General features: G+C 51.3%; 16 protein-coding genes. All 16 read left to right on the top strand.

What is annotated here, in order from left to right; all coding sequences use genetic code 11:
* Positions 1-369: 369 nt before the first annotated feature.
* The 16 genes from BOC67_RS14240 (at position 370) to BOC67_RS14165 (ending at position 13,629) form a co-directional block, all read left to right on the top strand.
* On the top strand, positions 370-654 hold the full coding sequence (locus BOC67_RS14240; protein WP_291911029.1) for a hypothetical protein: 285 nt from the start codon (positions 370-372) through the stop codon (positions 652-654).
* Positions 655-699: 45 nt separating this feature from the next.
* Entirely contained in the window at positions 700-1,185 is a 486-nt protein-coding gene (locus BOC67_RS14235) for a hypothetical protein (RefSeq protein ID WP_291911028.1), read from the top strand.
* Between the two features lie 4 nt (positions 1,186-1,189).
* On the top strand, positions 1,190-1,402 hold the full coding sequence (locus tag BOC67_RS14230) for a hypothetical protein (RefSeq protein WP_291911027.1): 213 nt from the start codon (positions 1,190-1,192) through the stop codon (positions 1,400-1,402).
* 129 nt (positions 1,403-1,531) lie between these two features.
* Positions 1,532-1,849, top strand: coding sequence for a hypothetical protein (locus tag BOC67_RS14225; protein ID WP_291911026.1), 318 nt, complete (start codon positions 1,532-1,534; stop codon positions 1,847-1,849).
* Positions 1,846-2,076 (top strand): hypothetical protein, encoded by a 231-nt coding sequence (locus BOC67_RS14220; RefSeq protein ID WP_291911025.1) that lies wholly within the window; start codon positions 1,846-1,848, stop codon positions 2,074-2,076. Before BOC67_RS14225 ends, BOC67_RS14220 begins: the two co-directional genes overlap by 4 nt.
* 3 nt (positions 2,077-2,079) lie before the next feature.
* Complete coding sequence (locus tag BOC67_RS14215) at positions 2,080-2,562, top strand: hypothetical protein (protein ID WP_291911023.1); 483 nt, start codon at positions 2,080-2,082, stop codon at positions 2,560-2,562.
* Positions 2,559-3,137, top strand: coding sequence for an N-acetylmuramidase family protein (locus tag BOC67_RS14210; RefSeq protein ID WP_291911022.1), 579 nt, complete (start codon positions 2,559-2,561; stop codon positions 3,135-3,137). The genes BOC67_RS14215 and BOC67_RS14210 overlap by 4 nt, the downstream gene beginning before the upstream one ends.
* The gene (locus tag BOC67_RS14205) at positions 3,138-3,425 is read left to right on the top strand and encodes a hypothetical protein (RefSeq protein ID WP_291911021.1); all 288 of its coding nucleotides are present in this window, start codon (positions 3,138-3,140) and stop codon (positions 3,423-3,425) included.
* Positions 3,426-3,667: 242 nt separating this feature from the next.
* Complete coding sequence (locus BOC67_RS14200) at positions 3,668-4,279, top strand: hypothetical protein (protein WP_291911020.1); 612 nt, start codon at positions 3,668-3,670, stop codon at positions 4,277-4,279.
* A gap of 78 nt (positions 4,280-4,357) precedes the next feature.
* Positions 4,358-5,995, top strand: a complete 1,638-nt coding sequence (locus BOC67_RS14195) for a hypothetical protein (protein WP_291911019.1) — start codon at positions 4,358-4,360, stop codon at positions 5,993-5,995.
* 51 nt (positions 5,996-6,046) lie between these two features.
* On the top strand, positions 6,047-6,547 hold the full coding sequence (locus BOC67_RS14190) for a hypothetical protein (protein ID WP_291911018.1): 501 nt from the start codon (positions 6,047-6,049) through the stop codon (positions 6,545-6,547).
* Between the two features lie 48 nt (positions 6,548-6,595).
* Positions 6,596-6,979, top strand: a complete 384-nt coding sequence (locus tag BOC67_RS14185; protein ID WP_291911017.1) for a hypothetical protein — start codon at positions 6,596-6,598, stop codon at positions 6,977-6,979.
* Complete coding sequence (locus BOC67_RS14180) at positions 6,979-7,299, top strand: hypothetical protein (protein ID WP_291911016.1); 321 nt, start codon at positions 6,979-6,981, stop codon at positions 7,297-7,299. The genes BOC67_RS14185 and BOC67_RS14180 overlap by 1 nt, the downstream gene beginning before the upstream one ends.
* A gap of 4 nt (positions 7,300-7,303) precedes the next feature.
* Positions 7,304-9,343 carry a hypothetical protein gene (locus tag BOC67_RS14175; protein WP_291911015.1) on the top strand — a complete coding sequence of 680 codons (2,040 nt, stop codon included), beginning with the start codon at positions 7,304-7,306 and terminating at the stop codon, positions 9,341-9,343.
* Between the two features lie 3 nt (positions 9,344-9,346).
* Positions 9,347-12,790 (top strand): M15 family metallopeptidase, encoded by a 3,444-nt coding sequence (locus tag BOC67_RS14170; RefSeq protein WP_291911014.1) that lies wholly within the window; start codon positions 9,347-9,349, stop codon positions 12,788-12,790.
* The gene (locus tag BOC67_RS14165; protein WP_291911013.1) at positions 12,787-13,629 is read left to right on the top strand and encodes a hypothetical protein; all 843 of its coding nucleotides are present in this window, start codon (positions 12,787-12,789) and stop codon (positions 13,627-13,629) included. The genes BOC67_RS14170 and BOC67_RS14165 overlap by 4 nt, the downstream gene beginning before the upstream one ends.
* The last annotated feature ends 21 nt before the right edge of the window (positions 13,630-13,650 follow it).

Here is a 13,650-nt window from a genome sequence, read left to right as displayed (position 1 = left end):
ACGATAGGCTAGTTATCTTGTAAAAAAATTCGTTGTTTTTTCGTGTCGGATAAAATTGTGTGAACCTGTTTTTAATTTATATTTGTGATGTTGTACCCTATTATTCGCGTTGTAAAATGCAGATATGTATCCGAATCATCTTTTCTCAGATTACTTCACTTATCCGGACTTTCAAGTATCGAAGATTGCAGACTGTTGAACAGATCGTGTCATGACTGTTGACAAATAATATCCTATTTAAACCTGGTTGTTCCCGGTCAGCCACTGCCTGCGTTATGCCATACTATAACCGTGCGCGGATGGGTGTGCCCGTACCTCAGGGCGCCTGCCGGATACCATTGTTTGTTCATTTTTAAAGTATCGATTCTGATGAAAGCAGATGTGATTTCCCGCAGGGAAGAAGGGGCGGCTATTGCCTATACTATCCTCAATAATAACGTACCGGAAATTCAATTCCGTATTTATAAGTATTTGTTGAACCGGAGAGGCATGTTTGTACACCCGGTGACGGTGGGGCTCGACTTCGGCATCCGCTACGACGTTGCCTACGTGTGGGGAACCACGCAGCTGCGGCGGCTGGTGAAGATGGGCGTGGTCGTCACCCGGATCAACCCCGGCATTAACCAGCCGCTGTTGTACGGCGTGCCTGCATAAGCCCTTTTACTGTCCGTTTATTGTTAACCGTTAATCACCTTTTATATGAAGCAATTACATCCGATAGGGCATAGCCTGTCCGGCAGGCAGCGCGCGCACTTTGATGAGGTATGGGAGCAGATTGCCGCCAGCATCACTGCGCCGGTATTACATCCTGCCGAAGCGAGAATGATTCCGGTCCTGACGGAAGGGGGACACCTGGGAGAACAATTACTGCAGGTGGAAACACTGGTGATGCGCGCTCCTTTTTACATCCCCGTGAAGGGCAAAGCGGAGCTGCATGCAGGAATGGTGAGAGTAAACCGTACCCTGTTTTACGTGGAAGATGCAATGCCCACAGGTATATTCCCCCACCGGGACAAAGCCTGGAGCTATGCGCACGCACAGGGTTTGGAGCTGTTGAAATTATCATTGCTGCGGGCGTTTGACGCAGGCAGGTTTACCGCTGCGCACCAGGGCAGCACCGTGGTGTATATGATCGATAAAAAACGCTTCTACGAATTCCAGCCCAGGACGGAAGCAAAAAAATAACAGGATGCAACAGCCGGAAATAATCATTACCAACACGCAGTTGTACAACGAATCCATACTGGATGTGACGACGGGCTTTACGTCGTTCGACGGCCGCGCGTGGCATGGGAAGATCAGGATCGAAACTGAAACAGAAGGGACGATCGCATTGGATGGAAGGCATGAGTATAACGATTATGAAGAACAGTATGGGTTTATACTCATGGCTGGAAAGTAAGGAAGACGTATGTCCTATGAAGCCGACCGGATCCGTTTTGAGCGTTGCGCAATGATATGAACGCGTGCCGACAGGCAGGCGGGCAGTAATCATGCAGGAAAAAGAATGGTATCCTCTTAAAAAAAATCAATGAGTATCAAAAAGAGCATTTATGAAACACTCGACAAAAGCCTGAGAAAAGATTTCGTGATCGGTGCATTCATGGGATGTATAGCGGCGATCATCGCCCTGTTTTCATGGGGAGTACACAACGAAATACAAACGATCCGCTGTAATGAAAAGTTCGCCGCCTTTGCTGTAGACCTGCAACAACGGACGCAGCAAAAGCTGGACGAGAAAGACAGGGAGATCGACAGCCTCCGCCTGAAAGCGGCAATGGAGCTGAAGAAAGTGACCGCTATCCGGAAAAAGATAGAAGAACAAATTAAACAAGACACAGTTAAATGAAGCCAATAATTGTAGTGATACTGGTGATGATCACCATGAGCGCCTCTCCGTCCGCCACGGCGCCGGCAGACAACCTGCCGGAGGTCTTCGGGCAGATCGACAGCATGATTGTGAAGCAACATTACCGGAACCTGCAACAACTGGATACTACGATTACCCAGTTGCACGATGCATCTGCGCAGTATCAGGCGCTTGCAAGGATCGTCGGAAAATATCCTAAACCCTGACCTATGAAATACCTGTTGTTGTTGCTGCCCCTGGGATTGGCAGCTTGTGGAAAAACGCTGAGGTCCGCCCAGCGGGTACAGACTTCCGCGGAATGGACGGAGTTAAATACGCTGACAACCGCTACCACGCTGGATACGCTGGTGGAAATACCGGGAGATAGTTTGGATACCATCCTCGACCTGCAGTGCGATACCTGCGGTGACGGACTGGTATTCAGAGAAGTGTACGGAAACGGTATGCATATCAAAGCGGCGTTCAATGGCCGTACCCGGCAGCTGGAAACGCAGATTTACGCGGCGCCGCGCCGTGTGCCGGTAAATCTCTCCCAAAAAATAACCAAAACCACGCAAAGATCCACAAGGGCGCAACAGCAACAAATTGTTGAAGCGTCGCGCACCAAACGAGGGGGCGCAAGCTGGTGGTGGTACGTAGTCGTACCGGCAGTTATATTACTGATCATAATAACTAAATTCAGCAAAAGATGATTAGCGAAAAAGCCTTTGAAAAAGCAGCGGCAGCGCTGGGTTGCGAGGTTGCCGCGATTAAAGCCGTAGCCCGTGTGGAATCGGCCGGCGCGGGATTTGATAACAACGGTAAACTGAAGGTATTGTTTGAACCGCATATTTTCTGGCAGCAGCTGGAAGCGGCGCACATTGATCCGGCGCGGTATGCATCGGCCTACAAGGATGTGTTGTACAGGGAATACCGCCAGGATCACGGCCCTTATGCCACGCAGTGGGCGAAGCTGAACCGCGCGCGGCAGATCAATGAGGAAGCTGCGTTGAAAAGCGCCAGCTACGGTATGTTCCAGATCATGGGGTTCAATCATGCAGCGGCGGGTTTTGCAACGGTGGCGGATATGGTCATTGCTTTCAACACCGGTGAGGACGCCCAGCTGGAAGGATTTGTACAGTTTGTGCTGGCAAAAAAATTGCAGGGATTCCTGCGGCAAAAAGACTTTGCGGGATTTGCAGAAAAATATAACGGTCCGTCCTATGCGCTGAATGCATATGATGCCAGGATGCGGACTTATTATTTACAATTTAAACAGAACAGTTAAATGCATCAACTAACGTTTACGGATGTAGAAAGGAAAATAGCGGTGAGTATGGCTACCACGCTGAAAGACCCGCTGGATAAGGATGAGCAGTTCTACCTCAGCGCCATCAACGGCATCACTTCCTACCTGGATCAACAACTCTTTTATTGCTGGAGTAAGGGCGTGCCTTATACCTTAAATGAAATGATTTATTTTGCGGAGATACACCAGCTGCACCTGAAAATTTACGCGGATACGAACGATGTGCCGGTGGCGCAATACCTGCGTTCAAGTGCTGCGATAGGATAGAAAAAAAGTTTTCATTTTTATCATTTAAAACTTGTTTTTCTTCTCTGCAATTTTTATCTTTGACTTATAAAGATTGTTAGTTAACCGAATGAATGAATCCCCTGTAATACTTTCCTGCAGCCAGTTTTAAGAGATGCAATTTTTCATGAAGGAATGATGGTTGTATTTATTTTTTAGTTTGTTAATCCGATAAAAACTGCAGGCCCTTGTTAACACCGGGATAGTTTTCAATTGTATTTTTTATGGCGGAATCACTGAATATTTTTCCTGAACAATTGGTGAAGGAAAGTATAGGTAAAGCATTGTCCCATGTAAAGGCGGCTATTACAGATTACCTGGCCGTATTGCTGAATGGGATGCAGTGGGAGGGGTATGATTTTTATCAGCAGGCCAGGGCCTTGCTGGTAGAGGAATCCGGCGGCAGGAAGCTGACGGTGGGTTACCGGTATGAGGCGCAGCAAACGCCTTTGCCGGCATTGATCATCGCAATGGAGCGCGAGGAGCCGGCATCCACCGATGAGTGGCTGGCGTTGGGCCAGGGCTTTGTAACGGCGGATGATCTGGTGTTGGGCGATGGGGAGGCTACCTATTTTACCCGGCGCAAGAAAGCGGTAATGTCGCTGACGATCCTGTCCGATAACCCTGCCGAAGCGGCTATGCTTTATACGACCATTACCGGTTTGTTATTATCCTTACAATTACATCTGCATTTATCAGGGCTGGAACAGCTTACGATAGGAGGTGGAAGCAGCGAACGTTACGAGGCGTTATTACCCGCCATTACAAACAGGAGTATCCTGTTGAACTTTGCGTATAACTACAGCGCTCCTTCCATCCCTGCGGGGCTGCAATAAGGCAGGATTTTATACTCCGCAAGATCGCTTCACAACATCTTTAGTAAAGATTGCTATCATTATTGATTAGTATTTTTAATGGCAACAAAAGTAAACATTAACGGAAAGCTTACGTCGTTACCAGGCGTATATGCAATTACCAGGTCAGGCATCGTTAACCCTCCTACCAATTTGTCCTATGGTAACATTGTAATTATTGATGACGGTATCGGCGCTGGTTTTGGCGCAGGCGCCGGCGTGCTGGGTACTGCGAGGCAGGGTGCGGACAGTATTTACGAATTCACTTCCCTGCAGGCCATGCGCGACTTTGTGAAAGGAGGCGAACTGTGGAACCTGGCTTTACCGCTGTTCAAACCTGCCACCGCTGCCGCGGAGCCTATCAATGGCGTCAGCAAGGTATTCCTCGTGCATGCCAGGGAATCCGCTCCGGCTACCATCAGCCTGACGCTGACCAACGGCAGCCTGGAACTGCAAACGCTGGATGAAGGGCTCAACGCCAACGGCGTGATTACCGGCGGTAAACTGGCCGGCGGTTATGCGGCTAAACTCAGTGCAGGCGTTTCCGATAAGGACAAATTTGTGCTGTCCCTCTACCATGGTTCCTTCAAGGGTACCGATGCGCTGAACAATGCGCCTTATGATGGCATTGCCGCTGCGGATAGCCGCGCCGCCCTGGTGGTAGCTTCTCCGGAAGTAGCCACTATCACGGAACTGGTAGCCTGGATGAATGCCAGCACTACGTTCAAAACCGGTTTCCGCCTGAAAAGTTCCGCGGTAACTACTACCGGCGCCATCGTAGCAGCGGACCTGACCACCTACCCTGATTATGTACCGGCAACCGGCGCTACAGAGGCTTATACGCCGGCAGCTTTCGACGCGGCGCTGAACGCCCTGAACACGCTGGATTTCACTTTCTTCTTCAGCACCCGTTATGCGGATGAAGTGAAGCATGCCAATAACCTGAAACTGCTTGATTTCATCACCAGCGGCGAATCCAAATACGAGCGCTTTATGGTGGCAGCCGCACAGGCGGATAAAGCAGGCTTCAACACCGGGGAAAATTCCAGCATTGCCGCAGCGCATTATTACAACAGCGATAAAGTGATCCTTGTACACGGCGCTGCCAAGCTGACGACCCAATCCGGTTTCAAACTGGTAAGCCAGCTGTATAAAGCAGCCGCAGTACTGGGCCGTATCGCCGGCCTGGCGCCGCAAACCCCTGCTACCTTCAAACGTATCGGTATCAACGGGGAAGTGCATAAGCTGGACAACGCCGAGCTGGAACTGGCCAATAACAACGGGCTGCTGGTAACCCATTACGATTACGAACTGGACGACTACGTGATCCTCCAGGGCATCAATACCCTGCAGCGGAACGAGTACCTCGTCAATGAAGACGGCACTTCGCCGAGCATTGCCGTGAAACGCATCACTGCGCAATTGAACAAGGAAATTGTGGTGAATGCAAAACGTAAGTTCTTCGGGAAAGATAACGTGGGCCCTAACCGCAACAGCGTGACCGAGGCTGACCTGAAAGCATGGCTGGAAGGCTTCCTCCAGAGCAGAACCGCCAACGCCCTTACGGATAACCTGATCATCCGCTTCGGCAATGTGAGCGCCACGGTTTCCGGCGATAACTACTACGTGCAGTATGAGTTCGTACCGAACTTCGAGGTAAACAAAATCGTGATCACCGGCGTGATCCTGGAAGCCTAGGCTTCCGCCCCGTGAAGATTGCAGATCGCTGTAAGTTTTATATTTTTTTTAATGGCAGACAAGGTTTTTACTGGCGCTATCGCTTTAATTAAAAGCGCGGGAGAAGTGATCGGTTTAATGCGCAACGTAACCGCTACAGAAACTATCCGCAGAGTACCCGTGAGAGGTATAGGCACTATCCTGGCATCCGAACAGGCGGTGACGGAATGGGAAGGCACGCTGACCTGTGAGTTCATGGAAGTACGCTTCGATAAAACAGGGATTAAGAACGCCATCAGAAGAGCGTTCCCGAGCATCGGTTCGCAGGTGCTGAGCGGCGGCACTTCCTTCGAAGATCAGCTGATCCTGGACAATGAAGGCGTGCAGCTGGATATCTTCAAGAAGGTGACAGACGTGATCGATGCGCAGGGCGTGATCAAACCTAAATTACAGCCCTACGCCAGCGTGAAGAACTGTCTGATAGAATCCGACAGCTTCAACATCAGTGAAGGCGCTATTGCTGGTCACAACCAATCCTTCAAATACCTGACCCCGATCACCTTTATTCAATAAAAGGAATCAACCCCAAACAAGATTGTTCACATTTAACGCTTTTTCATAATGAACGAAGGCACCAACGAAAAGAAAATGCCGCTCAGATCTGTATCTGTCCGTATTGGTAATAACGATTATTCCATCAACTACCCCAACACCGGTCAACTGATTGACATCGACGTGTTGAAGGCGCAGTTCTCCGGAGGCAATTATGAAAAGCTGAAATACAGCTATGACGCAGGTTTCCTGCGCAGCGCAGTGACCATCGATGCGGTGGCCACGCTGAATGTGCTGCTGCCACAACTCCGGGACGACCTGATGGTGAAGTCGCTCTTCGCCCTGGACCGCGACAAAATGGAAACGGTACTCAACGAGTATATCACCAAAGTAGTGCCGTGGCTGGAAGAGTGGGACAGGATACTTGCCAACCCCAGCGATAAACAACCATAATGAAGCATGCGGCACTGGATAACCTGAAGTTATATGCTGTAAAATGGAATAGTCGGTTTCCACTGGACAAATGGTACAGGAAGAAATACCAGGTTGGATTTGGCACAGCCGCTCATCGTGAGTTGTGCCAAATCAATATCCTGATCGAGTTCCTGGAAGAGGAAGCCTTTAAGGAAGCCGGCGAATTCTATTTACACCAGAAAGAGACAGAAAAAGAATTGCAGAAAGGTAGCTGGATCAGAGAACGTAGCAACCCCGTTGAGGAGGAGAAGCTATTTGAAGATCTGTCCAATATCGATTTAAACACTATTCAGTATTAATCTTATGGCTGGAGATAACAGTATTCAGGTTACAATAAGCAATGGTGGAACAGACCTGACAGCCTACCTCGCCAGGTTGAAACAACAGGCTACGGATACCAACAGGACGATGCTGGAAGATGGGAAAAGCCTGTTGCGCATTGGCAGCGATCAGCTGAAGATGCTCAACGACCAGGTAGACGCCCTCACGAGGCTCAGTAACCTGGAAATGGCGGTAGCACGGCGGCGTAATGCGTATTACCGGGAGCAGCGGCAGGCGGAAATGGAACTAAGCCGTATCCGTGCCCTGAGCGCCGTACCCGGCATGCCGGCTGGCAATACCACGCTAAGCGGCGTGGACAGGGTGGACTGGAGCTATACCGCTTCCCGTAACCTGAAAGGCTTGCAGGCGAAAGGCTCCGGCGGCAACAATGAATTTGAGGCATTGCTCCGGGCCGTGCAGGATAATGGCAGCGCCATACTCAACGCCGCCCAGATGCAGGTGGCCCAGATGGCCGGCAGCACGGACTCCATCGTTGCGGCAATAGAGGCGGTACAGGAAGAAGTCAGCAAACTGGGTGAACTTATTCCCGAGGAAGTGACCTGCTCCTGCGAAGGAGGCGATGGCGGCGGTGGAGGCGGTGGCGATAGCCCGGTGCGCGGTGGCATAAAGAATGTGCTGAAGTCGCTCAACTGGGATGCCGTCGGCAGCGTATTATCCTACGGGCAGGAAGCCGTCAGCACCGCAGCAAATGCTGAGAACAGCTTCCATATGATCAAAAGCACGACGCAGGAAACCAGTGGCCTGATAGGGGGCGCAATCGGTGCGTTCATCCCCGTTATAGGGCCCGCGCTGGGCTATGCCATCGGCAGCGCTATCGGCGGTACCGTTGGCGAAATCCGGGAGAAGCAGGCAATCGCCACGCAGGAATACCTCGCGCTCTCCAACCGCATCAGCGGCCTGCAGGGAGGGGAAGGAGCGGTGACGCCTCCCAACATGACCAACTATGGTATGGACCGGTTCGAAGTGCTGAAGCTGATGGAACAGGTAGCGCTGAAAGGCGGAACAGCGGATGCCGCGCGCTATACCAGTGAACTGGTGCCGATTGCCAGGGCCTATAGCCTCGACAAAAATGAACTGCTCAACCTGATCGAACTGCAAGGCACCAACAAGGGGGATAATAAATCGCTCACCGGCCTGGTAGGCGGGTTGATCAGCAAAGCGCAGAAAGCGGATATCGTAAGGCCGGGCGACTACTCCGGGCTCGGGGATTTCCTGCACAAGTTTTCGGACCTGCAAAGGGAATTCCTGAAAAACCAGACCTACGTGGCTACGGGCACGACGGCGGATATCATGACCAAATTCCACGGCATCGGCGGGCAATGGCAGATCACTGACCCGAGAGGAATGGATAACCTGCTGGCAGTACAGAATGGTTTGTCGCACCCGGATGCGGATTCCATGAAAGCCCTTTCCTTCATGAGCCTGCGGAGGCTGGCGCCGAATGCCGGGTTGTTTGAAATCATGCAAATGCAGGAGCAGGGCCTCTCCGGCGAACATGGTATGGAGTACTTACAGTCCATGTTGAAATACGCCCACCAGTTAGGCGGCAATAGCGATATGGGCAAGTTTATGCTCAAGAACCTGTTCCCACAGCTGAGTTATAACGCCGTCAACGAAATTTATAATAACAGCAATTCCCTGGAAGGCGCCACGGATAAGCGTTACCTGGAATCGTTACAAAGCAGCGCACAATACGGGGAGCTCTTTAAATCTCTCGGCGCCAGCCATACCACGGAAATGGAAAGGGAAACAGCGGAAAAGAAAGAGCTGTACCTCAAATCCTTCGGGGAGATTCTCAGTGGCCTCACCAACCAGGTGGGGGATGCAATCCGGCATACTTTCAGCGGCGCGACTATCGAGCTGGCCAATGGTTCGATTAAGGTAAATGCCAGCCAGGCTGCGCCTTCCACCAATTACTACAAACCGTGGGACCCGATGGAATACATGCAGCGGCAAAAGAATACGAATCCGCCAACCCCATTTGTGAAAAAAAGCAACTAGTGTATGGAGCAAAATGACAAAGTTTATATAATCACACATACCAGTCCGGAACTGAAGACAGTGCGCGACTTTATCATGGAAATGGGGTCCATTGCTTTCGCGTATGCGAGCGATATAGAAGCATTTGGGAAGGTGGAGCTTTGGCCGGGGCGGACAAATGCCGAGTCCATTATCCGGCAGCATTCCCCGGAGATGCAGGAGCTGTACAAGCAAAAGAAAGTGGCGGATATGGAGTTGCTGCCGGGTACCAAGCTGGCGGTGGAAATTGATAAGGTGGACCGCTGTGCGTTGATGACGGAAGGGATAGAAGTGGTGAGTAATGACGCGATCCAGTTCAAAGCCGCCGCACTGGCCAGGTTGGAGTCGGATAAGGACTACCGTACCGTGGGCCGGCTGCAGGGCAATGGCACGGTGCAGGGCGTAGGCAATACGATCCAGCAGTTTCCGAATGCTACGGTATGGATATGGTGCAAAGCCCTGACGGATAATAAAGACGAGCAAAAGTCCGGCAAGATCTTCGACGTAACGCCCTATATCACCAGCCTCACTACCTCGGTTACACGTACCGGAGGGGGCAGCTTCCAGCTGTCGCTCGCACCCGTGAGCTGCATGATGGAAAACAGTGAATGGGTGTTGCGGATGAATGAACGTAAAACTTACCTGGAGCCGGATGTGATCGGCCGTACAGGATTTTTTTCCAGCGGGAATATGTTCAGGTATAAAGCCGATGGCGAGGGAGAGGAAGCAAACGATCCTGTCAGAAGTAGTTTCCTCTTCAATTCCATCATCAGCCCGAACGATGTGGTGTTCATCCGTTTTGAAACCCTGCAGCTGGAAGCCGGGCAGCGGGAAAAAGATCAGTATGCGGATATCATCAACAAAACCTCATTGCCGGGCCGTATCTATGATATGATTGGCCTGGTAGACAAGGCCGGCATTCAGCTCAACGCCGCCCGCAACGAGGTGAATATTGAAGTGACGGGCAGGGATTTATCCAAACTGTTTTACGATGACGGGACCTATTTCTTCCCGTTTGAATTTACACAGGGCAAGCTGGGTATATCCGGCTCAGCATCCAACAGTAACCCGCTGATGCAGCGTGTGGTGAATGGAAATGGCATCTATGCCCTGGGGCTTTATAAGAACCAGGCAATTGATAAGCTCATCAAGTTCATTATACAGCAATTGTCCACTATCAGCATCGTGCCTGACTCCCTGTTTGAAGCTTACAACCAGCAGGAAGACAAACTGAATTACCGCTACGACCCCGTTCCGGAAAATATCGCCCATAACGAGAAAATCAGGAATGCGCTGGCCAGGGAAAAGAAGGCAGCCATTGACATTTTCCGTGAAATCAGGCAGGGCACGCAACAGGCGTATCCCGACGCGAAGGATGAAAATGCCAAGCTCGAGGAAATATTCAACGAGGTACATCGCTTCTTTGTCTATATCCGAAAGGTAAAAACCCGGAAGGCGGATAAAAATGTGCCATTGACCATCGGGTGGAAAAAAACGACCTATCCTTCGCTGGCCGGCGGCAGGGAAGAAGTGCCGGAAGACAGGCTGCCGAACTACATCGTAACGAATGTCTACAACTTCCATTACGAGGACCCTACCATGTCCACCTACAAGCTCAAGGAATGGAGCGTTCCGATGGACAGGTATATCAACTTGGAAGAGACAAGGCCTGTGTTTAAACCGGAGATCGAGAAAAAGCTGGCAAAGGGAATCTGGCAAATTGTGAAGCTGATTGTGGACAAGAGCGTAAGTAACAGAAGGCTGATAGACAGCACGCTTTCCTCTGCCTCCGGTAGCCTGATAAATATATTCCGCAAGGTATGCCAGTATCCTTTTGTGGAATTCAGTATGGATACCTATGGGGATATGTTTTACGTCACACTGCGCAAGCCGCCGTTTGACCGGGCTTCCATACTCAGCGCCCTCCGGGGCAATGTTAGTACCGAGCTGGATATGGCGGAGCGGCCGCCGGACGGTAAAGGGAAGGCGCCTGAACTCTCGCCCCGGTTGGTGGAAATAGAGGAGGAAGCCTGTATATCTGAATCCCTGGAATTTTCAGATGCAGAGGCAATATCGTGGTACCAGTTACTGCCCAAAGCCAGCCCCATCGGGCAGAAGGACCAGCTGGCAACCGCTTACCTGCCTGCCGTGTTTTTCCCGGAGTATGCAGAGCAGTTTGGCTCCAGGGCGATGCAGCTTACGCATAACTATTTGCCAAGTGCTGCCTTCAACCCCCGAACCTCCGGCTCTATCTCTATCATTGAAGAGCAGACCTTCCTGGATCTCAAGCATATGATGGAAACGACTGCCTATCTGCCTTTCACCAGGAGCGGGACGATTGTGATCAACCGCGACAGGCGGATCAAAGCCGGCAACTTTATCCGGTATAAACCTACGGGGGAAATATTTTTTGTAGAAGGCGTGCAGCACAGCCTGAGCGTTGGTGAGAACGGCGTGGATGCCAGTACAACCATACAGGTAAGCAGGGGAATGGTGGAGCAACTGATCTATGGACTCAGCATTGAAAAAGATCCGGAAGATAAAACGGAAAGGCCCGGCGTGTATGCTTCGTACTTTAATATCATCGAAGCCATCCCGGAGGAGAAGTTCAATGAACTGAAGCAATCGAAAGCGCCGGCTCCGGCTCCGGCCCCGCAGCCCGCTGCTGAAACAAAAGAACAGCGCGCTTCCTCCGGCAGTAAGGACAGGGCGGCGCAGCTGGCGCCCGGCAATAAAGTACAGGGTAAACCGCTGGACGGGTACACGGATGCCCAATGGGAAGCATTCCGGGAATTGATTGAAGAGATCAACAAGCTGGGATACTTTGTATCCATCACACCCAGGGGAGGTTTCAGATCCTTTCAGCAACAGGTGGACCTGAATAAGGAAAACAGCAGCAACGCACAGGCGGGCAGCAGCCGCCATGAATTTGGCACTGCCATCGACCTCACGCTGATACAGGGAGCCACGCAAATCGGTAAAAATACCGCGGAGCATATCTGGCGCGCCACCGGCGTGCCCCAGCTGGCCAACAGGCTGCAGTTTCAATGGGGTGGAAAACGGAACAATGGCACGTTCGTCAATAAGGACGGGTCCATTTATGTGGACAGGGTGCATTTTCAGATGACGCCTGCTAAGATCGCCACGCTGGGTAAATCCAAACCCCAACAGCCGGACCCGCCCAAGGAAGTAACGAATACGCAGCAGTCAGCGCCTGCGCAAAAGCAGGTGAACCTGGTGGATGATGTATTCAAATACTTTAAGGTCAACATCTCCGTGTTTAACTTTTTCCTGAAGAGAAGGCAGCTGAGTACCAACCTCCGGTCCGCCAGGGATATGGTGACCCAGCAGGATGTAGGACTGAGCGGACAGGGATTGAGCACGGTGGAGATACGTGGAATTTACAAACCTAAAAAAAATAAGAAATGACCTACACGCTCGGCAGAACACCGGTATTCGATTTGAAATATACGGTAGGTATCGCCTACGTGGCGCTGCCTACGGATGTGAAACGGGAGGATTATATCAGGGACTGTTACCGCAATTTTACGGTGAGTGTATGGGGCGAAGATGGCAGCTTTATGAACAGGCTGCCCGTTGCGCCGGAGTTGATGAACCACCTGGAATTTCCTGCGGAGGCATCCCAATTAGGCTCGCCGGTGGTGTACGTGACGGAGCAGAGCCAAAGCCTCCCGATCGTGATTGCCCGCTTCCCGCTGGCCAGCGAGGTGGGAGATGCGCAGGAATGGGATTATAAGATATCCCGCACCTATGATGATGCGCATATGGACTTCTTCGGCTCCCCAAAAACAGGCAGCATGATGCTCAGTGTGGATGCCGGCAAAAAAGCCGGCGCCATGATGCTGAAGGTCAACGGCGAGCAGGACGGGCAGCTGTCCCTGGCAGCCAAAGGCAGTATCAGCTGCCAGGCTACGGAAAGTACGGCGTTCGAACAGCAACAGGCGTTTCGCACTACCACCACTGACAGGTCCGCCCCGGAAGGAGATGACAGCAACGATGCCAGGTTTGAACAGTATCCCGGAGAACACCATTTTAAAAATAAGCGCTTCATCATCAACAAGGGAGAAGAGCCAATGGTGCTGGGCAAGAAGCTGAAAGGTTTTTTGTCCGACCTGATCGACGAGATCAGCAAAGCCACGGTGACCACCGCCATTGGCCAGCAGCCCCTGTTGAACGCCGCGCAGATAGCTGCTTTCAAAAAGAGAACAGATGAATTTGTAAGTATTGTCGGATTTATAAATGAATAATCATTATGCCGTTAATTCCCA

This window comes from Chitinophaga sp. CB10, from assembly GCA_001870995.2.
GTDB lineage: Bacteria > Bacteroidota > Bacteroidia > Chitinophagales > Chitinophagaceae > Chitinophaga.
This window is presented reverse-complemented; position numbering and strand designations above follow the sequence as displayed.